19 protein-coding genes are annotated in these 22281 nt (G+C 51.8%); all 19 read right to left on the bottom strand.

What is annotated here, in order from left to right; genetic code table 11:
- Nucleotides 1-216: 216 nt before the first annotated feature.
- The 19 genes from FMS18_RS16790 to FMS18_RS16700 all read right to left on the bottom strand — a co-directional run bounded on the left by FMS18_RS16790 (nucleotide 217) and on the right by FMS18_RS16700 (nucleotide 22281).
- Nucleotides 217-1398 carry an iron-containing alcohol dehydrogenase gene (locus FMS18_RS16790; RefSeq protein ID WP_163295836.1) on the bottom strand — a complete coding sequence of 394 codons (1182 nt, stop codon included), beginning with the start codon at nucleotides 1396-1398 and terminating at the stop codon, nucleotides 217-219.
- Nucleotides 1399-1913: 515 nt separating this feature from the next.
- A complete protein-coding gene (locus FMS18_RS16785) occupies nucleotides 1914-2501 on the bottom strand; it encodes a peroxiredoxin (protein WP_163295835.1) in 588 nt (195 codons plus the stop codon).
- A 10-nt stretch (nucleotides 2502-2511) separates the two neighbouring features.
- The gene (locus tag FMS18_RS16780; RefSeq protein ID WP_163295834.1) at nucleotides 2512-3057 is read right to left on the bottom strand and encodes a peroxiredoxin; all 546 of its coding nucleotides are present in this window, start codon (nucleotides 3055-3057) and stop codon (nucleotides 2512-2514) included.
- A gap of 172 nt (nucleotides 3058-3229) precedes the next feature.
- On the bottom strand, nucleotides 3230-4573 hold the full coding sequence (locus tag FMS18_RS16775) for a sigma-54 dependent transcriptional regulator (RefSeq protein WP_163295833.1): 1344 nt from the start codon (nucleotides 4571-4573) through the stop codon (nucleotides 3230-3232).
- A gap of 3 nt (nucleotides 4574-4576) precedes the next feature.
- Nucleotides 4577-5767 (bottom strand): nitrogen regulation protein NR(II), encoded by a 1191-nt coding sequence (locus tag FMS18_RS16770; RefSeq protein WP_163295832.1) that lies wholly within the window; start codon nucleotides 5765-5767, stop codon nucleotides 4577-4579.
- Nucleotides 5767-6909, bottom strand: a complete 1143-nt coding sequence (locus FMS18_RS16765) for an iron-containing alcohol dehydrogenase (RefSeq protein ID WP_163295831.1) — start codon at nucleotides 6907-6909, stop codon at nucleotides 5767-5769. Before FMS18_RS16765 ends, FMS18_RS16770 begins: the two co-directional genes overlap by 1 nt.
- A gap of 94 nt (nucleotides 6910-7003) precedes the next feature.
- Nucleotides 7004-7630, bottom strand: a complete 627-nt coding sequence (locus tag FMS18_RS16760) for a histidine phosphatase family protein (RefSeq protein WP_163295830.1) — start codon at nucleotides 7628-7630, stop codon at nucleotides 7004-7006.
- Nucleotides 7627-8763, bottom strand: coding sequence for a DVU_1551 family NTP transferase (locus FMS18_RS16755; protein WP_163295829.1), 1137 nt, complete (start codon nucleotides 8761-8763; stop codon nucleotides 7627-7629). Before FMS18_RS16755 ends, FMS18_RS16760 begins: the two co-directional genes overlap by 4 nt.
- Nucleotides 8764-8765: 2 nt before the next feature.
- Entirely contained in the window at nucleotides 8766-9803 is a 1038-nt protein-coding gene (locus tag FMS18_RS16750) for an XdhC family aldehyde oxidoreductase maturation factor (protein WP_163295828.1), read from the bottom strand.
- Nucleotides 9800-11134 carry a DVU_1553 family AMP-dependent CoA ligase gene (locus tag FMS18_RS16745; protein ID WP_163295827.1) on the bottom strand — a complete coding sequence of 445 codons (1335 nt, stop codon included), beginning with the start codon at nucleotides 11132-11134 and terminating at the stop codon, nucleotides 9800-9802. The genes FMS18_RS16750 and FMS18_RS16745 overlap by 4 nt, the downstream gene beginning before the upstream one ends.
- Nucleotides 11127-12476, bottom strand: coding sequence for a radical SAM (seleno)protein TrsS (trsS, locus tag FMS18_RS16740; RefSeq protein WP_163295826.1), 1350 nt, complete (start codon nucleotides 12474-12476; stop codon nucleotides 11127-11129). Before trsS ends, FMS18_RS16745 begins: the two co-directional genes overlap by 8 nt.
- A complete protein-coding gene (locus FMS18_RS16735) occupies nucleotides 12466-12930 on the bottom strand; it encodes a DVU_1555 family C-GCAxxG-C-C protein (RefSeq protein WP_163295825.1) in 465 nt (154 codons plus the stop codon). Before FMS18_RS16735 ends, trsS begins: the two co-directional genes overlap by 11 nt.
- 107 nt (nucleotides 12931-13037) lie before the next feature.
- Nucleotides 13038-13691 carry a DVU_1556 family methyltransferase gene (gene trsM / locus FMS18_RS16730; RefSeq protein WP_163295824.1) on the bottom strand — a complete coding sequence of 218 codons (654 nt, stop codon included), beginning with the start codon at nucleotides 13689-13691 and terminating at the stop codon, nucleotides 13038-13040.
- A complete protein-coding gene (locus FMS18_RS16725) occupies nucleotides 13691-13906 on the bottom strand; it encodes a DVU_1557 family redox protein (protein WP_163295823.1) in 216 nt (71 codons plus the stop codon). The genes trsM and FMS18_RS16725 overlap by 1 nt, the downstream gene beginning before the upstream one ends.
- Before the next feature lie 69 nt (nucleotides 13907-13975).
- The gene (locus tag FMS18_RS16720) at nucleotides 13976-16240 is read right to left on the bottom strand and encodes a pyridine nucleotide-disulfide oxidoreductase/dicluster-binding protein (protein WP_163295822.1); all 2265 of its coding nucleotides are present in this window, start codon (nucleotides 16238-16240) and stop codon (nucleotides 13976-13978) included.
- A gap of 154 nt (nucleotides 16241-16394) precedes the next feature.
- Nucleotides 16395-19118, bottom strand: a complete 2724-nt coding sequence (locus tag FMS18_RS16715) for a molybdopterin-dependent aldehyde oxidoreductase (RefSeq protein ID WP_163295821.1) — start codon at nucleotides 19116-19118, stop codon at nucleotides 16395-16397.
- 66 nt (nucleotides 19119-19184) lie between these two features.
- Complete coding sequence (locus FMS18_RS16710; RefSeq protein WP_163295820.1) at nucleotides 19185-20204, bottom strand: molybdopterin-binding protein; 1020 nt, start codon at nucleotides 20202-20204, stop codon at nucleotides 19185-19187.
- 658 nt (nucleotides 20205-20862) lie between these two features.
- A complete protein-coding gene (locus tag FMS18_RS16705; RefSeq protein ID WP_163295819.1) occupies nucleotides 20863-21594 on the bottom strand; it encodes a DUF364 domain-containing protein in 732 nt (243 codons plus the stop codon).
- A 12-nt stretch (nucleotides 21595-21606) separates the two neighbouring features.
- Entirely contained in the window at nucleotides 21607-22281 is a 675-nt protein-coding gene (locus tag FMS18_RS16700) for a molybdenum ABC transporter permease (protein WP_163295818.1), read from the bottom strand.

Raw genomic sequence — 22281 nt, 5'->3', positions numbered from 1 at the left:
GATTTTGTCCCCCTCGGTAAATACGCTGTCCATCCGGCCTAATTGAGTTTGCAGCTCCACCTGCGCGCCGATGCCGGATGTTTACAGGTAACGGATCAAACCTTTGCCAATCCATGACCTCTGTTATGCAAAATGATCCGCATACCTGTGAACAAAAGTATTTTTTACATCCGGCCTGCGATTTGCAGATTCGCAGGCCGGATGAAACTTTTATATTTACATTGCAGCCTTGTAGATTGCTGCAACAGCTTCGTCTGTCATACATCTGGGGTTGGTGAGACCGCAGGCATCTTTCTGAGCGTTTGCTGTCATAGTCGGGATATCCTTTTCGGAAACCTTCTTACCGTATTTTTCGCCGAGAGCCTTCAGACCTGCGGGGATTCCGACATCAGCGGAAAGCTGGCGGATAGCATCGAGTGCTGCGTCAGCTGCATCGCGCTGGTCCATGCCGCTGGTGTCAACGCCGAGCCATTCAGCAAGTGTTGCGAAACGTTCAACATTGGCGATCAGGTTGTGCTGTTCAACGTGGGGCAGCAGGATAGCATTACACTCACCGTGAGGCAGGTCATAGAAACCACCAAGCTGGTGAGCCATGGCGTGTACGTGACCCAGTGATGCGTTGTTGAAGGCCATACCGCCGAGATACTGGGCGTAGCACATGCCTTCGCGGGCATCGATATCCTGACCGTTAGCAACTGCGCGGCGCAGGAACTGGTTGATCAGGCGGATGGATTTTTCAGCACAAGCGTCAGTGATGGGGGTGGCGATGGTGGAAACCCAAGCTTCAACGGAGTGAGTCAGCGCGTCCATGCCGGTTGCTGCGGTCAGTGCCGGAGGCATGCCCATCATCAGCAGCGGATCATCAAGTGCGATACCGGGAGTTACACGCCAGTCAACGATAGCCATCTTAACCTTGCGGGAAGTATCGGTGATGATGCAGAAACGGGTCATTTCAGAAGCAGTACCTGCGGTAGTGTTAACCGCTACATAAGGAGGCATGGGCTTGGTGGACTTGTCTACGCCTTCATAGTCATGAATTTTGCCGCCATTGGCAACAACAAGGCCTACACCTTTACCGCAGTCATGCGAGCTACCACCACCAAGGGTGATCAGGGAGTCACATTTGTTGTCCTGATAAGCTTTTACACCGTCAGCTACGTTTTTGTCAGTGGGGTTGGGAATGGTGTCATCATAGACTACGCAGTCCATACCTTCAGCTTTGAGAATGTCTACAATCTGCTGGGTGATTCCTACACCGGTAATACCTTTGTCTGTTACGAGCAAAGGTTTTTTACCGCCGAGAGCCTTGATGCGAGCGGGGATTTCTTTGTGTGCGCCAATACCGATAAGGGTTACGCTGGGAATAAAAAAACCGTTTACTTGTTCACGTACTGCCATTTGAGTCCATCCTTGTAGCTTAAGAGGTTATTGAAGGTTGGGCCTAGTCGTGTACTTATTAACGCTTTCCATAGGGCAAGACGTGTGCCAAATGCGTAAAGTGTTATATTACAGGCCGTTGAGCAGCCGAGAGACTTTTTGTGGTGAATCGTTTCAGGACCATTTGGGGATGCATTTTTGCGATTTTTAATGTGAAAAATATAACAAGAGTGGCAAAAGCGTTACATTGCAGGGCATGAAGCATGGGTGTGTCATTATGAACCAGCAATGCAGTGCTGTGTGTCAGATGGCACTTGTGCTTTGTCGGGCATATATGTTGATGGAAAATTGGCTTGGTTGGGAGTCTTTTGCATGGAATTTGATGTTTATTTGTTGTTGATTGTAAAATCAAATAGTTTTCTTTGTGTATTGTTGTGATGTGTGTTATGTTTTTAAGTTTTGTTTTACATTGATGCTAAAGAAAAAGCCGCCCCGGTTTAGCGGAGCGGCTTAGCTTATTGGTTGTGTTTTGGCACTCAGTTTAATTTTTCAAGGGCTTTAATTATCCCGCCGAGGTCCGGTCTTTTATTTATGTCGTGTACGTCAATATAACGCAGCACTCCTTTCTTATCGATGATGAATATCGCCCGCTCCGAAATACCGTCGGGCCTGAGTATGCCGTACTTGTCGGCTGTGGCCCCGTGGGGATAGAAATCGGACAGAACCGGAAACCACAGACCGTCTTTACCCATCTGGATGGTCCATGCATGCAGTGAGGGGATGTTGTCGGTGGTGATGCCGAGGATTACTGCATCGTGCATTTCAAACAGCTCACGGGCAAGGTTGTAACCCGGCCATTGGTCGGAGCAGATGGGCGTGAATGCTGCGGGCACAAATGATATAACAACATTTTTCCTGCTCCGGTATGAAGACAGGCTGATCTTGTTTCCTGAAATAGCGGGCAGGCTGAAATCCGGGGCTATCTCTCCTGTTTTGACTTTCAGGACACTGTTTACCGGCTTCAGTTTTGCTGATTTGAATATCTGCTCTTTGGCAACTTCGGCCTGAGTATTGGCGCAAGCGAGCAGGAGTATGGAAATAGTGCAGAGAATAGTTTTTTTCATCTCTATTCTCCTAAAGCTTGTCCTTGATCAGTTCTATAAATTTATCTGCTGATTCAAAAGGTCCTTCATGGGACAGAATAATTTTAAAGTTTCCGTCTTCATTTTTGAGCATGAAGAAATGCGGAGTTCCGGGTTGACCTATTTCATCATGGATTTCGAGTTCCGGGTCAGCAAATATCGGGAATTCCACTCCGAATTTTTCTTTGAAAAAATCTATTTCAAATTCAGTGTTGCCAGCGGCAAGGCCGATAAATTTTACTTCTGCACATTCTTTTGATTTGCTGAGCAGGTTGCAGAAGGAGTTCACTGCCGGGGCTTCTCTCTGGCAGTGAGGGCAATACATGCTGTATACTTCTATTATAAGATAGTCCGCTTCAATGTCGCTGATTTTCCATGGGCCGTCGCCCTTTAAGTCTAGATACTTTTTTTGCTCCCCGGTAAGTTTGCCTTCAAGCCGGATATCCGGGAAATTTGTGCCGGACTGGAGCGGGGCAGCATAAGCTGCTGAACTTACAAATAATGAAAGAATTATTAAAACAAAGATGATTTTATGCATGATGTTTCCCTTTTGGAGTTTGTGGAAAGTGTATCCTGCCTGAATGGGGGGATTAGTCCAGTTGCAGCAAAGCTGGGGTTGATTTGGCACTAAAGTGGTAGGGAATTTAAATAAGAAAGTCGCCCCGAAGGACCGGGACGGCATGCATAATTTATGAGCAATAGGATTATCTTTACAAATTATACTTATCAATCTTCCGGTAAAGGGTTTTTCTGCCGATCCCTAGAGCCTGTGCGGCCTTCTGGCGGTTACCGTTGAAGAAATCAAGAGCCTTGATGATGTGTTCGCGTTCCATTCTTTCAAGGGAGAGGATCCCGGCCTCGCCTTCGCGCTCCGGCTGGTCGGCGATTTCCTTGGGCAGGCAGGCGCAGGTAATGTTGTTGTTGTCCGCAAGGATGATGCTGCGTTCAAGCACGTTGCGCAGTTCGCGCACATTGCCCGGCCAGTGGTAGGAGAGCATGCATTGCATGGCCCGTTCGCTGACCGTGTATTCACCTTGTCCCATCTGGAAACCGAGCTTGTTGATGAAAAAGTCTATGAGCAGGGGTACATCTTCGCGGCGGTCTTTGAGTTCCGGCAGGCTGATGTTGAAGACATTGATGCGGTGAAAAAGAGCTTCATGGAATCTGCCTTCCTCCACCTCTTTGGCGAGATTGCGGTTGGTGGCGAAAAGGAAGCGGATATCCACGGTGCGTTCGTCTTTTTCCCCAACCCTGCGGAAGGTGTGTGATTCAAGAACGCGCAGCAGAGAGGCCTGTACTTCCATGGGCAGTTCCCCGATTTCGTCAAGAAAAAGGGTCCCGGTATGGGCGAAGGTCATCAATCCGTCACAGTTTTCCGTGGCCCCGGTAAAGGACCCTTTGGTGTGTCCGAAAAGTTCACTGCGTGAAAGTTCCTTTTGCAGGGTGGCGCAGTTCTTGACGATCATGGGCTTGCCCGCGCGCTGGCTGGCGCAATGGATGGAGTGGGCCACCACATCTTTACCGGCCCCGGATTCCCCGGTGATCAGTACCGGGACATTGGTGGGCGCGACTTTATTGATCAGGTGGCGAATCTGTTTGATGGGCGTGGAGCTGCCGATGAGTTGCGAGCCTGCTGTTTCGCATTGCTGGGAGTGTCTGTAACTGCGGTTTTCACGGGTCAGGCAGACCCTTTGCCAGGCCCGGTCCACTACCAGTTCCACCCGGTCGAGACGGAATGGTTTGGTTATGTAGTCGTAGGCTCCGATGCGGATGGCTTCAACCGCATTGTCGATATTGCCGTGCCCGGTGATCAGGATGACCTCCACGTCCGGTTCCATATCTTTAAATTCTGTGAGTAGTTCAAGGCCGTCCCCGTCCGGCAGACGGATATCGGAAACAATTACTTCGTAGCGTTCCTTGCGGACCATTTCCCGTGCGGTTTTGGCGCAGTTGGCTGTATGCAGTACCCGTTCCGGGCTTGCGAGTTCTTTGCTGAGCAGTTTGAGGATGGATTCTTCATCGTCCACCACAAGTACTTTGTATGATTCAGGCATTCTCTAATCTCTTTGCAGGGGGAAAAGTACGGTGAAGCTGGAACCTTTGCCCACTTCACTGTCCACTATGATTTCGCCGTTGTGTTCTCTTACAATGTTAAAACAGGTGGACAGCCCGATGCCGATTCCCTTGCCCACCTGTTTGGTGGTGAAGAATGGTTCAAAGAGCATGTCCCGATTCTCTTCGGGAATACCGCAGCCGGAATCACTGACCCGTACTCCCACGTGTTCGTCCTCAATGAAAGTCTCAATGCTGATTTTCCCGTTATGTTCAATGGCATCCACCGCATTGGTCAGCAGGTTGAGGATGACCTGTTTGAGCTGGGCTTCGTTGCCAAGGATGGACTGCATGGGCGAGGTCAGCTTCACCTCTAGTTTCACCTGCTGATAACGGCGGAATTGGTGATCCAACAGCCGCAGGGTATCTTCAGCCACCTGATTCAGGTCCACGGGAATGAATTCCGAGGCCACCGGGCGGCTGAATGACAGCAGGGTCTTTACAATGTCCTGACAGCGTAAACATTCTTTCAGGATTGTATTGGTGTAATCGTAGAGATCTTCCGCCAGTTCGGCGGGAATATCTTTGTCGAGCCGGGTCAGCCTGCGTTGGATGCCTTCGGCAAATCCGGCCACCGCAGCCATGGGGTTGTTTATTTCATGGGCAACCCCAGCAGCCAGAACCCCGATGGTAGCCATTTTTTCGGCCTGATAAAATTTTGCCTGATATTCCTTTTCCATGGTCACATCCCTTTTAAAGATCAGGATGCGGTCTTCTTCGGTTCCGGGAGTCTTCAGCGGAGAGGCGACCATATCAAATTGTTGGTTTTTGCCTTCAATGCGGAAGATAGCAGTATTTTTGCAGACTGTGTTGGTGGAAAGGGATTTGAAAGCCGGACATTCCGGGCAGGGGTGTTCGCTGTCCCTGAACAGGGTGTAGCATTTCTTTCCGATGGGATTGATGCCGGGAAAAAGCTGTTCGAACACGCGGTTCACCGAGATGATTTTCATATCCTCGGAAAGAACCATCATTACATCGGTTATGCCGTCCAGAATGGCTGCAATTTCGCAACGCTGGTCTTCGGATTCACGGTTGATTTCTTTCAGCTCTTTGATGTTTTTCTGGAGTTCCTGAAAAAAATTAAGCTTGTGGTGTTCAATGCCTATCAGATCGTGCAGTGCTGTTTTTTCAGGCATTACCATGACTCTCCGCAAATTTTGAGAAGGTCGTCACAATCCGCTTCCCTTGGGTTGGTCACCGAACAGGCATCTTTAACCGCTAGTCGGCAGATTTCTTCCATCTGGTCGTTGTCCGGGACAATTTCCCGTAATCGCATGGGGATGCCCAGTTCTTCGAACATTGATTGCAGAATTTCACTTAAATCGTGCTTTTTCTGCTTGGCCGGAGCCGGACAGCTTTCGTTGATGGTCCGGGCGATAGTTTCCATTTTTCTTTCTGCGCAGGGTTTGTTGAATCTGACTACATTGGGCAGCAGGATGGGCAGCGTCAGACCGTGGGTCACGTCATAACGTCCGCCCAGGGAGTGGGCCAGCGAATGACCGACCCCAAGTCCGGCATTACTGAAGGACATACCGGCCGCCGTGCTGGCTATGGAAAGATTTTTCAATGCTTCATGGTCCTTGGAGTTGGCTGCCGGCTTGATATTACCGGCAATGAGCCTGATGGCGGTCAAGGCCTGTGATTCAGTAAAGGGGGAGGCCAGTCTTGAAACATAGGATTCAATGGCGTGGGCCAGAGCATCCACTGCTGAGGCAAGAATGAGTTCACGGGGTTTGGTCACCAGCAGATCGGGATCGATGATTGAAATATTGGGCACCAGCGAACGGCTGATGATGGCCATTTTAACCTTGCGCTTTTTGTCGGTGATGATGGCGTATTGCGATACATCGGAGCCGCTTCCGGCTGTGGTGGGGATCAGGATCATGGGCGGCAGGGGACGACTGATGCGGTTGGCTCCTTCGTAATCGTGGATTTCTCCGCCGTTACTGACAATGGTGGCGATGCCTTTGGCTGCATCAATGGGGCTTCCTCCGCCCAGTCCGATGATAACATCGGCATTGTGGTCCCGGTAAAGCTTTGCGCCTTGCTGAATCTGGCAGGCCCGAGGGTTGGAGGTCAGTCCGTCAAAATATACGCAGTCCAGGTTGGCGGCCTTAAGAAGATTGATGATAATTCTTACCCAGCCTGATTCTTCAAGCCCCTTGTCACTGACCAGCAGGACCCGTTTGGCTCCCAGTCTTTGGGCGCATGAAGCCAGATAGGTGATACTGCCGTTTCCGAAAATAACTTCCGGGATGGCGAATTTGGTAACCTGCATATATTTCCTTTGCTTAAAATTATGCCTATCTTTATATAATTATTGTATTATTTCATTGTCGGTCTGCATGCAAAATAAGTCAAGGATATGGGAATCAGCCTTGTTTCGGCATCATTTCAGCCAGTTCTTCAACAAGCCCCGGTCTCGCGGGCAGGTTGTATGCCTTCAGGAAGAATCCATCTCCTTTACTTTCGATGACCGTGACATGGCAGTAGTCCGGTTTGATCCTGAAAATATTATCCAGTGGAAAGTCCAGCACAATATGCATAACGACCCTGATCACCCCCGCATGGGTTACTGCCATGATCGGGCTGTCCCCATTAAGTTGTCCCAGAAAAGAACTGACCCTCTCCTTCACATTCGTGAAATTTTCACCTCCGGGCGCACGGAATCCTGCGATGTCTTTCCCGCGTTGTTTATAGTCCTGCGGGTAAAGTTTTTTTAGTTCCGAAAAGTCGAGCCCGTCCCATTCTCCCAAGTTAATCTCTTTAATCTCCGGGACCGGGATTGCCTCAAGCCCGCATTGCTTTTCAATAAAAGATGCTGTTTGCATGGTTCTGGTCAGGGGACTGCAATAGATACGCCGAGGTTGGAAGGATTCCAAGGATTCAGCCAGTTGTGCAGCCTGTTTGAATCCATTTGCGGAAAGAGGCAGGTCAATTTGACCCACAGCCCGACCTTTTGCGCCTTCAATTTCCCCGTGGCGGATGAGTATGATCATACAAGTTCCTTTGCCATTATACCGGGCAGCAGCTCGGGGACGCTTAGTCCTGCTTCCTGTTCATATCTTTGAAGTAGATCCTTGGCCCGTGCCAGCCTGCCGTTTATGGCGGCTACGGCTTCGGGATCATCCTTCCACCTTGCAAGGGTTTTGCCGTAACGCTGGTCAAGTGAGACCGGATTGGTGCCTTGAAAAAGTTTATCGGCCAGAAAAACTATTTCCTGCTCTGTGAGCGGGGAGTCTGGTTTGATATCCGTGTCCCGGTGGGCGGCCACAATATCGGCAATGCCTGAAAAGCCGTAGCCTGCAAGTATGGCCGCGCCGGCGGCTTCATGGTTGCGTTTGAGCTTGGCTACATCGTGCATCAGGGCCGCGCATTTGACCACATTGAGGTCAAGGGTTTTCTGGTTGTCGCGGGCCTTGTTCAGGGCTTTGGCCATCAAGCAGGCCGCTTCGGCTACGGTTTTACAATGTTCACGGGTCTGGAGCGGGGTTTCTGCCAGTTCCCAGAGGGCTTCACATTCTTCAGGCAGGGGAACGCGGCGGCGTGAAATGAGCCGGGCCTGTTCATAATCTTCAGGGGTATCAAGATCGCGCAGAATACCGAGATCCGGCATATTTCGCTCTCGGGCATTCTTGTCGTGCCTTTCAAGGACTGTGCGCAGTCCTCCTTTTCCGTCATGGGCCATAATTTCGGGGATGAGTTTTGCGCTTATCAGCGGGGGATGGCCTCTTTCCCCGCGAAAGCAGGGGTAAATAATGTCTGCGGGTTCGGATGAATAATCAAAGGTCAGGGCCCGGATGGTTGAGGACCGCACCAGCGGGATATCCACCGGGAGAATCAGAAATGCGTCAGCATCGTTCGGAAGTTCCTGTACCCCGGCTTTCACCGAGGAAAACATGCCTTGTTCATAATCCGGGTTGTAAATTTCATGCATGCCCAGCACATTTGCCTCGGACCCGACCTGATCCGCCTTGTGTCCGGTGACCACAAAGACATCGGAAGCTCCGCCATTTACCAGCGAGCGGATGCAGCGTGAAAGCACGGTGCAGCCGTCCAGCGGCAGCAAAGCTTTCAGTTTTCCCATGCGCGACGAAAAGCCCGCCGCCAGAATCAGTCCGTAGATTTTCATGCTCAGCCCCCGGCTCGTTTCTGGATCAGTTCTCCCACAATGGATACCGCGATTTCTTCAGGTGTCTGCGCTCCGATTGTCAGGCCGATGGGACAGTGGCAACGGTCGATTTCTTCTTGCGCAACTCCCTCATCACGCAGGGCATCGTAGATTGCATTGCGTTTTTTGGAACTGCCGATCATGCCCACGTAGCGGGCCGGGGTGGCAAGGGCCTGCCCCAGCACGGTCTTGTCATGCAAATGCCCTCTGGTGACAATTATGATGTATGAATTATCATTTACATCCAGTGCGGAAAAACAATCATCAAAGTCAGGTAACACGTGTAGTTCCGCAGCCTGCGGGAATCTTTCTTCACTGGCAAATTCCGCCCGGTCGTCAAGTACCACGGTGCGGAAGTTGACTGATGTTGCCAGCTCGGCTGTGGGCCGGGAAACATGTCCGGCCCCGAAAATGTAAAGGTCCGGCTGAGGGATGAAGGCTTCTGTTGTCAGTCGTGCACCGTCGATCTCTTCTATTACCGGGGTTCCTGATTTTAGGGCGGCTTCAAGAAGTCTGGTAGCCTCTTTTTCTTCGGCAAATTGCAGTGCCGGAAGTTGACAGCAAGGGCGGACAGTCTGCCGCTCCCGGACCATACTCCCTTCAGAGACAGTGAATAGCACGGCATGTTTGCCCTTACGCAAGGCTTCATTCACAGCGTTGAAAACAGCAATTGTCGGCTCATCCGCGGGGAGGTGTTCGAGCATGACTTCAACGTGACCGCCGCAGATCATGTCCGCATTGGCAGCCAGCTCGTTGGAAAGATCAAATTCACGGAAAGCTACGGTGTTAGCCGGATCGTCAAAAATTTTGGCTGCGGCTTTCTGGACCAGTGCTTCAACCAGTCCCCCGCCGATGGTACCGTCAATGGAACCGTCACGCATGACGATCATTTTGCTGCCAGATGAGCGGGGAGTGGAACCAGAGCTTTTTATAATGGAAGCCAGAATGAGGTCGTTGCCGGATTCTAGTTTGGAACAGAGATTGGAAATGAGTTTTTTCATAGGGTAGCACCCTTTGTCGGGTTGATTGTTATGGAACGTTTGCCGAAACCGGAGTGGATGGTTCCGTCCTGATTGGCAAGTCTGGTCGAGATTTTTAAATTGTGATTGGCGCAAGCCTGCTGGATTTTGGGATACCCGAGGAGCATTTGCTTTACTTCCGGGCTGGGTTTTGCTCCGGGCAGTACATCCAGCTTAAAGGAGAGGACCAGATCAGCAGGTTGGTATTCTACTCTGAAATCGAGGATCTCTTTATGTGCCAGAATGATGTTGTTCAGTTCACCTAAGTCAAGCCTGCTTCCTCCGGGGAGGATTATGCCGTCATCAAGTCTGCCTTCCACCGCACCCAGCCTGCGCAGGGGCAGCCCGCAGGAGCATTCATCAGGCATGATGCAGCCCACATCCCCTGTGCGGTAACGGATCAAGGGCATGGCTCTTCGCGAAAGGGTGCTGATGACGATTTCGCCTTTATGGCCGTCCGGGACCTGTTTTTCCGTTGCCGGATTGATGATTTCCACAAAGAAATCCGGCTCCCGAAGATGCATACCCGAACCGGAACAGCATTCCACCCCGCCGCCGAGGCAGGTCTCGGTCATGCCCCAATGGGAAAAAACCTCGCAGCCGAAGACACGTGAGATGGTTTGCATACTGGCATGGGGAAGCACATCCCAGCAGAGCAGTACCGAGCGAACATGTTTGATCGTGATGCCCTTGCTTTCCAGCATGCGGGCCAGAGCGTGTACTTGAATTGCCGGCCCCAAGATGCAGCTGGCATGGGTGTCGAGCAGCAGGTTGAGCAGGGTACTGATATATGACGGGTTGACCGGAAGTACGGTTTCCCCTCCCAGCAGTGAAATGGATTCCGCAAACAGGGAGCCGACCCCGCCGGGGCGTGAATCGGGCAGGATTGCCAGAATGGTTTCTCCTTCCCTCAGCATGGAAGACATTCCGTACTGGAAAAATTCGATTGTCCGTTCAAGGTCTCCGGCAGTGAAGAACAGCCTTTTGGGCGGTCCGCTGGAGCCGGAACTGGCAAGAGTGACCGCTCTTGCTATTTCATCCTGCGAAACGCAGAGAAAATTTTCAGGACCATTGCGCAGATCGTCGCCGGTTGTGAATGGAATTTGAGCAAGGTCCGCAGGTGTGTGTACGGCCCCGGTTTGTATCCCGGCCAGTCGTTCGTGATAGAAAGGACAGTTCTTTACTGCTTGAAACATTGTTTGTCGTAACGAAGCGAACTGCCATTCCTGAAGTTCTTGCACGGAGACAGGTTTCATATCGGGAGCACGGCCCATGCGTAGATTGAGCCATTTACCCAGCGGGCGGTCAGTCATCAATCATTCTCCTGTACAGGGTTGAGCCGTCCATGGCGGTCAAATTGTAGGCGCAGAAAGGAATCAGTCTGCCGTCAGGAGCGGCAACATGGATACAACACCCTTTTAAGCGGTCAAGGTCAAGTGTCCATGCATCCTGAAATGCCATACCGGAAAGGGCGAAAATATGGGTCTTGGCTCTGTTTAAAAAGCGGTCAAGGTCATCCTGCGGTTCTTCGCATTCGCAGGCAGTTTCCGGGGCGGACCATTGTCGGCGTACAAAAGCCTTGGATTTATCCGCGCCTTCAGAAGCCGGTTGCGGGGTACAGCATCCTTCCTTTTTGGCAGAAAGTTTTTTCAAGCTTCCGTCTTCCATAACCAGATAGTTGGCGTGGAAGGAACACAGGGAATGTTCACAGCCCGGAGGCATGAAGTCGTCCCGGTGGATCAGATGTTCGCTCTGTTCTTCCAAAGCGGTCATGATTTCCGGCAGGGTGATGCGCATATCGTCTGATGGCGGTGCGGGGTAGCGTCCGAAATAGCTTACCGGCTGGAAATGGACCCCGCGTACACCCGGGGCATATGATACCGCTAGTTTTAAGATATCTCCGAGATCATCATCATTCACACCGGGAACAATGGTAGGAACAAGCACTACTCCGATTCCCGCTGCAGTGAGGTTCTCAATTGCCTTGATTTTTTCTTCCAGCAGGTTGCGACCACGGATGGTTTTGTAAATATGGTCACAGGTGCCGTCAAATTGTAAAAATGCAGAATCCACACCCCCCGCTGCCCAGCGTTTGGCAAGGCCGGGGTCGCGGGCCACTCGTACACCGTTGGTATTGACCTGCACAAATGGAAAGCCATGTCTTTTTGCCAGTTCGGCAATACGCGGCAGGTCATCGCGCACTGCCGGTTCTCCGCCCGAAAGTTGCAGGTTGCATGGTCCGGCAGTGTTGCGGACTTTCTCAAGCAGTTTATCCAGTTCTGGAATCGTGGGATCAGCCGGGACTTTCTGTCCTGCCGAGGCAAAGCATACCTTGCATTTGAGGTCGCAACGCCATGTTATCTCCAGCAGAGTGGTGCAGGTGTGCTGGTTGTGGTCCGGGCAGAGTCCACAGTCAAAGGGACAGCCTTTGCTTTCAGCTGTATCCATCACCGGGGGAGTTGAGGGGATTTTAGGCCGGGACCAGCCTTGAATAGCCGGTTCTCCGCGCCAGAAAGGGGTGCTGAATTCCCCATGTTCAGGGCACTTTTTTACAATGCGGCTTTCGCCGTTTTCCGTGACCCTGCGGGCCGAAATTTTTTTCAGACAGACCGGGCATAGGGATTCGGTCTCAGTAATATCAAAGCTAATATCCATCGGCCTCTTCCCTTCCTACAGCCGGGTCATATCCGTTTTCCAGCAGAATGTTTACCAGCTGGGTATAGGCTTCACCAAGCAGAACACCGCAGCGGTCCGCCCGTGGCTGACCGCATTCTCCGTCCAGAATATCGCTGCATGCTATACCGCCGAATTCTCTACTGACCCGTTCCTTGAACCATTCCCTAAAAGTTTCCACCAGCAGGGGGTAATTGTCTTCGGCTGTTTCCATGTCCGTACCCTTGCCCGCGTATAGTCCCAGCGCACAGAGTCCGCCGCTTAGAATGCCGCAGGTCCCGGCACAGTCGCCCATGCCCATGCACAGCCCCTGCGCTGCACGCACAAGGTCCGGATTGTCCTGCTGCAAATTATCAAGGCAAAGGATGATCATGATCTGGGCGCAGCAATAACCCGCGCCGTTAAGTTGCATTATTCTAAGGTCTGTGTCTGTCATTATTGATGCCTCCGGCGGCTCTCCGAGGGCTTAAACCCTTTTGCAAAAGGGTTTAAGAATCCCAAAACCTTTTATTTGGCTTCGCCGTGTAAATATTTGAGGGTGGGTTAGTTCTGAGTCGCTATCATCAGCATGTAGCCGGGGCGGTCACAGCAGTTTCCCCCGGACGCCGGGGGGGGGTCTCCTGCAAAGACCAATTTGGCAGCCAGTTCCACCAATAGTCGGGAATAATCCTCTATGGCAGTTATGTGCATACCCTGTTGCTTTAAAATTTGTTCAATCCGCCCGAGATAGAGCGGAGAATTGGCGCAGGAACCGTCCAGACATTGAATTTGTCCGCTGCCGCGACGGTAAAGGTCGCTGATGATCAGCTTGCCGCCATCTGTGAGTACCCGCTTGAATTCGCTGATGGTCTGTTCCTTGTCCGGCATGAGAGAGAGTACGCATTCACAAAAAATGGCGTCAAAGCAGGAGTCTGTATAAGGTAGATGTGCACCGTCTGCGCGGGTCAGCGGTAAATCTGCCGGGGCTTCCGAAAGCTGGCGCGGGGAGTAATCCATGCCGCAGGCATTCAGGCCGTGTTTTGTACGCAGATGCTCAACTGTTGCGCCCAGTCCGCAGCCCACATCCAGTACCCGTGCGTTTACGGGAAGTCCGGTTAAGGTTACGGCCCGGTCGGTAAGGGTGAATCCTCCGGGGCGCAGAGTGTTTCCGGCTGCGTCACGTAGAATGGATCTTTCCCAGAGCGGGGTTCCCTTCATTATTTATCCTCCAGCATCCGCTCCACTTCGGCCATTTTACCCAGTGCCAGATCTTCGGGAATGAGCACGAATCCGCAATCCGGGCAGCTGGGCAATTCAACATTAAATCTGCTGTCCAGATATTCCAGCTCTACAGGAGAGGGATGCAGTGCTTTGCCGCATGTGGCGCACTTCCACGAGGAAAAATCTTCATCCAGAACTTTTAAAGTACCCATGAACTACCTCCTATTTCCAGCACTCATCTATAAAAAGCATATTTATGAATTCATTTTAAAAAAATATTTTTATCCAAGTACCCGCATACGATGGGACCAGACCCGATGGACCAGATAGTTATTTTCTTTCATCTCGTATTCAACCCAGTAGGTTACCGTGACAGGACGGAACTGTACCAGATTGTGTCCGTTTTCCGTGTTTTCCAGCACTTGCTTTGAATCCTGCACTGCATGCAGAGTTTTCTGCACATCGGATAAAAGAATGCGCCGCTCTTCCATCATTTTGCGGGCTTCTTCAGTGAATTTAACAGCGATGGATTCATAATCGCTGCGCGATTCCGGTTGTTCGTTCCATGTTTTCCGGAGAAGAGTTTCCTTCAAGCGAACTCTATTCTCACGCCGTGCGGAATAGCCGGGTGCCAAACGTCCGGCAGGGTCTTTGCTGCCGTCGGGAAAGATAATATCGAGAATGTGCTGGCAACGTTTCCCTGCCTTGGAAAGCATGTCCCGGCACATGGCGCAGTAGGTTACGCCATCGTAATCCAGCTTTTCAGCTCTGCGCCGGGCAACTTTGTCTGCAAGCGATTCATTGGCATTAGCCAGCAAACCGCCAAAGCCGCAGCATTCGGTGTGAGTACCGGAAAGCTCCGGCTCTTCAAAAGTAATGTCCAGACCGCTGAGCAGCAGGCGGACATCATTCATCAGCTCATGATTGTTGCGGGCCGAACAGGGATCTTGCAGGGAAAGCAATGCCATTTCCGGGTGCTGTTTCAGCTGCCCTAGTTCTGAACTCAAGACTGTCCACAGGGAAATGACATCCACTTCGGGCAATCCTTTGCGCAGGCTTTCAATGCAAGAGGGACAGGCGGCGATAATCTGCGGACGACCGAGGGATTCCCAATCCCGTTTCAGGGATTCCATTTTGCGTCCGAACATCTCTTTTTGCCCGGCCCAGTCCGCAGGAGCTCCGCAGCAGCGCAGCAGAAGTCCGGTTCCGCCGTCCAGCACTGAGCAGAGATGGGCGTAGGTACGCTCAATTGCACCGGGATCGGACGCGCTCAGCTGGCAGCCGGGAAAGAAAGCCTGATTGCTTTGGGTTGTTCCCGGCTGGTGTTTAACCAGCGCACAGGGGGAAGAATCGGCAAAATCCATATCGCGGAAGGCGAATTCATGAGCCGATGGCGGCATGTGTCCTTTTTCCACCAGATCCTGCCGTGCTTCAAGGACGATATCCTGCATGGCGAAATTTTCAGGACAGACCTTCTCGCACAGTCCGCAGAGCATGCAGGAGTTGATCATGGTATTGGCCATGCGGGTGCCCATGACAATGGATGCGTTGTTGTAAATCTGGCGGGCATAAGCTTTGGGATAGCTCTTGAACTCCTCCAGATAAGCACAATTATTCACACATTCCATGCATTCGCAGAGCAGACAGCGGGAGGCTTCCTCGAGGGCTTGTTCCGGTGAGTAGCCTTCATCAGGGACTGCAACGGGGGGGATTGTTTCCGTCTTACTGATGTTGGTGAAAAGTTTTGTTTCAAACGGGGCTTCGCGGTCACGTCCGGCAGTGAGGGAGGCATTCTGGAGCTTACGTTCAATGGAAAGCGCGCCCTTGCGCCCAAGGGCAATGAGTTCAATGGGGGGTTTATCGCCCACATCCGGAGAGGCGAACAGGAAATCAATGCTGGTTTGCAAAGTGCCTAGGTCCACTTCACTTATTCCAAGCTGCGTACTGTTGTATGCAAGGGGATCGACAAAAACAGCGTCGAAGCTCTCGTTGGCCGCCATAATAGTTTGCGGATCTGGTTTGCCGTGCTCCGCAAAGGAAACATTCATTTTGCCGAGCTGGGCCAGTTCTTTTTCAATAATTTTATTGCTGACCCGGTCCGCCGGGAGACTCTCGAAACCCTGTAACTTGTCTTCACAGAACACAATAACGGTAAAGCCTTTTTTGCCGAGGTCCCAAGCGGCGGACAGCCCGGAAAGATGGGCACCGAAAACAGCGACATTTTTGCCTTTGGGGGGCAACGCCCGGATCATGGGGGAGCGTTTGGCATTTTCGGCGGCAAACCGTTCCAGCGCGGCAAGGTTGATCCCCCCGCCCACTTGTTCACGCAGACAGTCGTTTTGACAGTCCCCGTCACAGATTCTGGCACTGACCGAAGGAAAAGGCATGGTCTTACATAGTACTGCCCAAGCTTTGTCAATTTGTCCCGCAGCCATAAGACGGCAGAATTCCCGTCCATCCACATGCAGCGGACAACGAGCTTTACATTTAGGCGGCTCTTCCTGAGTACACTTTGCTTCCCAATCGCGTAAATTCTTCTGATCCATAACGGCGAAGCCCTATTAAAAGTTTTTGAAGAGTCCAGAGAAGCTTTTTTAAAAAGTTTCTCTGGCCCTCGGAGAGGCCGTCGGCAGATCCGCCGGAGGCAAGAAAAGCCCGGACTCCGGCATCAAACCAGAGTCCGGGCTTAAGTTCAATTAATTAGCCTTTCATGGCAGCGAGAACCTTCTCGGGGCGAGCCGGGAGGTGGGTTACGCGTGCGCCGCAGGCATTGTAGATAGCGTTGATAACGGAAGCGTGCGGGGTGGTCAGCGGAAGCTCACCGACACCGGATGCGCCGTGGGGGCCGTTGGGACGATCGGTCTCAACGTAGACCAGTTCGATATCATCGGGGATCTGCTTGATGTAGGGGAAGCCGGCACCGACCATGGTTGCGTGCTTCTTGATGTCTTCGAAGTCCTCGGTAAGTGCGAGGCCTACACCCTGTGCAAGACCGCCGTACATCTGGCCGTCAACAGCGAGTTTGTTGTTGATCTTACCGATGTCGGCAATGAGTTTCATCTTTTCTACCTGAACTTTACCGGTAGCGATTTCAACTTCTACGCCGGACATGAACAGACCGTACATGTAGCAGGCAAAGGGGCTACCCTGACCGTTTTCATCACAATCGGTGGCCGGAGCGGACCATTTACCATCGTAACGGAGCTCTTTGCCCGCTGCGACCATTTCGTCATAGCTCATGTAGGAGTTGTCTGCCTTGCGCATTGCGTCCATGAGGTTGCGGCAGGCAGCGATGATTGCGTTACCGATAACAACCTGTGAACGGCTACCGCCGGCGGGGCCGCCGTTGGGGCAGGTGCGGGTATCGTTCATGACCAGATGGATCTGTTCAGGATCGAGTCCGAGGGGGCGCAGGGTTTCGTGGGCAGTACCCAGACAACCGATGTCCGCACCCTGACCGTGGTCATGCCAGCAGTTGTAGAGAGTTACGGAACCGTCTTTGTTCAGTTCGATAGCGGATTCTGCGGTGTCAGGTCCGTCAAGACCGGAACCGTAGATACCTACTGCGATACCAACGCCGCGTTTGAAACCTTCGGCAGCTCCTTCAGCAGCCCATTTTTTCATCTCTTCATACTTGGGACGCCCCTGTGTGAAGATGTCTTCCATGCAGTATACTTCAGGCTTACAACCGGTAGGTGTGGTGTCGCCAAGGCTTTCACGGTAGACGTTCTTTTCGCGCAGATCAAAGGGGTCCATACCTATTTTTTCAGCCAGTTCGTCCATCATGACTTCATAGCCGAATTCGGTTTCAGGAGCACCGTAACCACGGAAAGCAGAACCCCATGCGTGGTTGGTGCAGACGGTTTTACCGAGACCGCGAATATTTTCCAGCTTGTAACCTGCACCGATGAACTGAGCACCGCGCAGAGTCAGCAGGTCACCGAATTCGGAGTAGGGACCGTGGTCGCAGACCCAGTCGGTTTCCATGCCGAGCAGATCGCCGTCTTTGCTTGCTGCAAGGCGGATGTCGGTAAAGAAGGGTGAACGTTTACCGGTGTACTGCTGCTGCTGTTCCCAAGTGTAATTCAGGAATACAGGCTTGCCGGTTGCGAGGCAGGCTGCGCCGACCAGTGCTTCCATGGTGGGGGAGAACTTGTAACCGAAGGTACCGCCGGCGTAGTTCTGGACCATGATCAGGTTTTCCAGCTCAATGCCGAGACCGGGAGCGATCATTGCTGCGTGCAGATGCAGGCCGATGGATTTGGAGTGGATGTTGAGTTTGCCGTCATCATCGAGGAAAGCGAAACCTACATCCGGCTCGATGGGCATGTGCGGCTGACGCTGTACATAGTAGGAGCCTTCGAGAACAATGTCTGCTTTGTCCATGATGGGAGCGGTTTCTTCGCCCTTAACGATTTTCTGTTCAAAGTAAACGTTGGGGGTGCCGGGATGGATTTCCATGGCATCTTCTTCCATGGCGGCAGGTGCGTTCATGTATTCGGGCAGCTGTTCCAGTTCTACTTTAACCAGTTTGGCTGCAGCTTTCGCGATTTTTTCGGAAGTAGCGCAGACAATGGCAATAGCGTCGCCGTACTGGAAGACCTTTTCATCGTTAAGGATGGGGCGATCCCAACCGTCACCTTTGTTGGTGGGGAAGGTGATCAGGCCGGTGATGCGGTTCTTACCCTTGATATCTTTGTAGGTAACTACTTTTTCAACGCCTTCCATGGCTTCAGCTTCGCTGGTGTCGATGGAAATGATGTTGGCGTGGGAAACTTCAGCCTGTACCAGTGCGCAATTGAGGGAACCTTCGGGCATGTTCAGGCCGAGGTCTGCACCGTATTCGAGAGTACCGGTAACTTTGGCAACAGCGGTGGGGCGGGGATAATTGGAACCCCAGATGCGCTGGTCTTCGGGCATTTTGAAGATCAGTTCTTCTTCGCTCATGTCGCCGCGCATAACTGCTGCTGCGTCCTGAACTGCGTCAACGAGCGGTTTGTAACCGGTGCAGCGGCAGGCGTTGCGATGCTTCTGGAACCAATCGCGGATGTCAGAGCGGGAAGGCTTGGGATTGGCGAGGAGCAGGGCGTAGGTGGAAACAACAAAACCGGGGGTACAGAAACCGCACTGTGCGCCGCCGTGGGCAATCCATGCAAGCTGGATCGGGTGCAATTGATTCGGAGTACCGATACCTTCGGTGGTAATGACTTCGGTGAAATCTTCAACGCGTTTCATTGCAAGCTTGCAGGTACGTTTCAGCTTGCCGTCGATGATGACGGAGCAGCTACCGCACTGACCGGTTCCGCAACCGATTTTAACACTGAGCAGACCGAGCTTTTCGCGCAGAACACTGGCTAGGGAATCATCATTTTCACATATGATGAATTTCTCTACACCGTTAACTTTTAGAGTCCGTTTAAGCATGGGGAGAACCTCCTTGAATTACTGCTGTTTATTAGCAGGCGCCTGGAAAAGGCGTCGAACTATCCTCTATTTTCCAAAAGAACACAGCGGGTAGCGGCAGGTGTCGCAACCGGCGCAGAAACCACCGTGGCCCAATTCGGCGATTTCCATACGGTTGGGGCGTTCACCAGCCACGATCCGCGGAACAATTAGGTCAAAAATACTGGCCCGGTAGTACATGACACAGCCCGGCAGACCCACGATGGGTACACCGTTCAGGTAGCCGAGCATGAACATTACTCCGGGAAAGGTAGGAGCCCCGTAGGTGACGATTTCGGCACCTGTGGCCCTGATTGAAGCCGGGGTCTGGTCGTCAGGGTCGACGCTCATGCCTCCGGTGACCACCACCATCTGCGCTCCGTCATCAATTGCTTTGAGGATCGCGGTGCTGGTCATATCGGGATCATCGCTGACAAAGGTCTGGCCGATGACTTCCGAATTAAGCTGGGAAAATTTTTTGCGGATAACAGGACCGAATTTGTCCTTGATCCGTCCGTGGTAGACTTCGCTTCCGGTGGTGATCAGGCCCACTTTGAGGTTACGGAAAGGCTTTACGCTGACGATAGGACCGCAATCACGGCAGATTTCTTCCACCTGTTCGATCTTGTTTTCTTCAATGACCAGCGGGACAACGCGGGTTCCGGCAACTTCGCGTGATTCAGTGATCTGGATACCGTTATGCAGGGTCGCCACAACCACTTCATCAATACTATTGATGCGGTTCAGGGCTTCTACGTTGATGCAGAGCAGCCCCGGAGAGGCGATCATGTTAATGCGCCCTTCGCTGATGTCGGTGAGGGTGATTCCCGGACCCGCTACAGCTCTGGCAATACGTCTTGCGGCATCGTTTTCATGCAGCTGCCCATCTTCAAGGGTCAGGATGTAAACATGCTCCTTGCCGATTTCCAAAAGTACCGGAATATCTTCCGGGGTGATGATGTGTCCTTTTTTAAAGGCAGGGCCCTTGTATTCGCCGGGGACGATGCGGGTCATGTCATGGCAGAGGACATTGCCGATGGAGTCCTGAACAGGAACAGTTTTCATCATGAGTTAAGGCTCCGGGTTGAAATAGTTTCGTTGTTGCAGCTGCGTAATCTGTTTGGCGGCAGCCTGAATCCGTTTTCGTGTCCGTAAAATCTTTTTCGATATATCAAAAAAGACATAATTTTAGATGCTAAATCAGCTGGGGCTTCTATGAGAGAAGCTTTACGAGCTTGAGTTTTATATGTCCAAGTGGGAATAATAAGTCAAGTAACCCCAATATATTGGCGGTTTGGAATCGTTCGTTTTTGGACAAGCTCTCACAGCCCTTGCAGGGTAAGGGATGTGTGGATCGCATCTCAATTGAATGGAATCTACAGCAAAATTAGGTCCAAAATGATATAATTAATGATAACGGTGGGTTGGTGAAAATGTGATTTTCAAGACTGGATCAATATTTTTAGAAATATTTTTACAGGCTTTTATTTGCATGATATAATTTTCAGTTTAATGTGTGGAAATGCGCATAAAAAGCTGATTGCATAAGGAGTGTGTCATTTTGGGACAGTTGTCACATGGGTATGTGTCAGAAGCAGACTGTGCAGAATGGAAACAGGGTTATTCAAGGCTGCATGCGGGTTGTGCAGGAATGCAACTTCGCTGTGCAGAATGGAAACCAGCCGGGATAATTTGATATTATTCCGGCTGGTTTTGTCAGATGTGATTAGGAGCTTTGGCAGCAGAATCGTTGCCAGCCCATCATTTCCGCTGCGGCGGAAACAGTGGTGCCAAAGAATATGGTCGGTTTGTCCTCACGCAGGAAATTGTTGATGCTGTCGTTAACAATGGTTGACCCGGTGACAATCAGCAGGTTGACATCATCCAGCACTTCGGCGGTGTTGTCCGGTCCTTCCACGGTTATGCCGCATTTTACGCTGCCGATATTGTCCGGGTCGAGGTCCACAATGCGCATATCAAATCGCCCGGAAAGGGCTTTGATCATGGCTGGTTGATAACCGACCAGTCCCAGCTTGGGTTTGCCGTACTTTTCTTCAATGTAATCCCCCAGCTTGGGAGCGCACAGGGCCGGGCCTTCGTCTTTACAATGGATGGTTCGGTCCGCTTTGCCAAGGCTGCATTGCACGGCGTTCAAGGCAGAGACAAAGATGGCCCGTCGGAAATTGTTACTCAGGTCCATTTCCGCTATTTCACGCAACGTGTTGCTGAAATCCCCGTAGCGGTCGGTAAAAGCCTGTCCTTTGCAGTCCCGGAACTGCGCTTCCATAAGTTTTTCCTTGCCTCGCAGCAGGGGGAAATCATCTCCTTCGGGATTGCCTATGGCTTCTTCTGTGGACAGGGTGCGGGCTTTCACTTCAATGTTTTCATCAAGTATACCCGCTGAATTCCATATTTCGTATGCCCGTGACTGAACTTCTTTTAAGATTGATTTATTCATTGTGATTCCTTTTTATTCTGCGTCAGAAAATTTTTTCAGCGCAGTGAACATGGTTATGGAAGCGACGCCGATGATAGATGAGAGGACTGCCGCCCGTTCAAATTCACCGTTAAAAACCGCATTGTATATTTCAAGGGAAAGGGTGTTGGTGCGCCCGATGACATTTCCGCCCAGCATGAGGGTCATGCCCACTTCTCCAAGGGAGCGGGCAAGGGCCAGCAAAGTTCCGGCAGCAATGCTTCTTCTTGCGCAGGGTAGCAGGACTTGCAGGAATATTTCTGTTTCGGATTTTCCAAGTACTGCCGCAACTTCGCGCAGCTTGGCGGCCTCAGCTGATTTCAGGGCTGCCTGTACGGGCTTGACCAGTAGGGGAAGTCCCGCGATGAAAGCTGCCACCACCAGGCCGGGAAATCCGAAAATAATGGAGTCCCCCAAGATGTTTGCAGCCGGGCCGCGTCTGCCCAGCAGGAAGAGCAGCACAAATCCGGTTGCCACCGGGGGAAAGACCAGCGGCAGGGTTACAGCAGTGTCTATCATATTGTGCAGCATTCCTTTGGTCCGGGAGAGCCAGAAGGCCAGCGGCACCCCAATGACCAGATGCAACACTCCCGCTACTCCCATAACCTGTGCGGACAGGGTCAGCGGACTTAGGGTTGCGCTGTCAGAAAGGATTGCCGCAATGTCCAT

The organism is Desulfovibrio sp. JC022 (genome assembly GCF_010470665.1).
GTDB lineage: Bacteria > Desulfobacterota > Desulfovibrionia > Desulfovibrionales > Desulfovibrionaceae > Maridesulfovibrio.
Note: the sequence above shows the minus strand (reverse complement) of the source record. Positions and strands in the feature narration are given on the sequence as shown.

Excerpts from the sequence above, each read along its gene's own strand:
- FMS18_RS16760 (WP_163295830.1), bottom strand. The coding sequence starts at position 7,630 with ATGATCATACTCATCCGCCACGGGGAAATTGAAGGCGCAAAAGGTCGG.
- FMS18_RS16745 (WP_163295827.1), bottom strand. The coding sequence starts at position 11,134 with ATGACTGACCGCCCGCTGGGTAAATGGCTCAATCTACGCATGGGCCGT.
- FMS18_RS16755 (WP_163295829.1), bottom strand. The coding sequence starts at position 8,763 with ATGAAAATCTACGGACTGATTCTGGCGGCGGGCTTTTCGTCGCGCATG.
- FMS18_RS16705 (WP_163295819.1), bottom strand. The coding sequence starts at position 21,594 with ATGAATAAATCAATCTTAAAAGAAGTTCAGTCACGGGCATACGAAATA.
- trsM (WP_163295824.1), bottom strand. The coding sequence starts at position 13,691 with ATGAAGGGAACCCCGCTCTGGGAAAGATCCATTCTACGTGACGCAGCC.
- FMS18_RS16710 (WP_163295820.1), bottom strand. The coding sequence starts at position 20,204 with ATGATGAAAACTGTTCCTGTTCAGGACTCCATCGGCAATGTCCTCTGC.
- FMS18_RS16715 (WP_163295821.1), bottom strand. The coding sequence starts at position 19,118 with ATGCTTAAACGGACTCTAAAAGTTAACGGTGTAGAGAAATTCATCATA.
- FMS18_RS16780 (WP_163295834.1), bottom strand. The coding sequence starts at position 3,057 with ATGCATAAAATCATCTTTGTTTTAATAATTCTTTCATTATTTGTAAGT.
- FMS18_RS16750 (WP_163295828.1), bottom strand. The coding sequence starts at position 9,803 with ATGAAAAAACTCATTTCCAATCTCTGTTCCAAACTAGAATCCGGCAAC.
- FMS18_RS16700 (WP_163295818.1), bottom strand. The coding sequence starts at position 22,281 with ATGGACATTGCGGCAATCCTTTCTGACAGCGCAACCCTAAGTCCGCTG.
- FMS18_RS16725 (WP_163295823.1), bottom strand. The coding sequence starts at position 13,906 with ATGGGTACTTTAAAAGTTCTGGATGAAGATTTTTCCTCGTGGAAGTGC.
- FMS18_RS16770 (WP_163295832.1), bottom strand. The coding sequence starts at position 5,767 with ATGCCTGAAAAAACAGCACTGCACGATCTGATAGGCATTGAACACCAC.
- trsS (WP_163295826.1), bottom strand. The coding sequence starts at position 12,476 with ATGGATATTAGCTTTGATATTACTGAGACCGAATCCCTATGCCCGGTC.
- FMS18_RS16790 (WP_163295836.1), bottom strand. The coding sequence starts at position 1,398 with ATGGCAGTACGTGAACAAGTAAACGGTTTTTTTATTCCCAGCGTAACC.
- FMS18_RS16735 (WP_163295825.1), bottom strand. The coding sequence starts at position 12,930 with ATGACAGACACAGACCTTAGAATAATGCAACTTAACGGCGCGGGTTAT.
- FMS18_RS16775 (WP_163295833.1), bottom strand. The coding sequence starts at position 4,573 with ATGCCTGAATCATACAAAGTACTTGTGGTGGACGATGAAGAATCCATC.
- FMS18_RS16785 (WP_163295835.1), bottom strand. The coding sequence starts at position 2,501 with ATGAAAAAAACTATTCTCTGCACTATTTCCATACTCCTGCTCGCTTGC.
- FMS18_RS16720 (WP_163295822.1), bottom strand. The coding sequence starts at position 16,240 with ATGGATCAGAAGAATTTACGCGATTGGGAAGCAAAGTGTACTCAGGAA.
- FMS18_RS16765 (WP_163295831.1), bottom strand. The coding sequence starts at position 6,909 with ATGCAGGTTACCAAATTCGCCATCCCGGAAGTTATTTTCGGAAACGGC.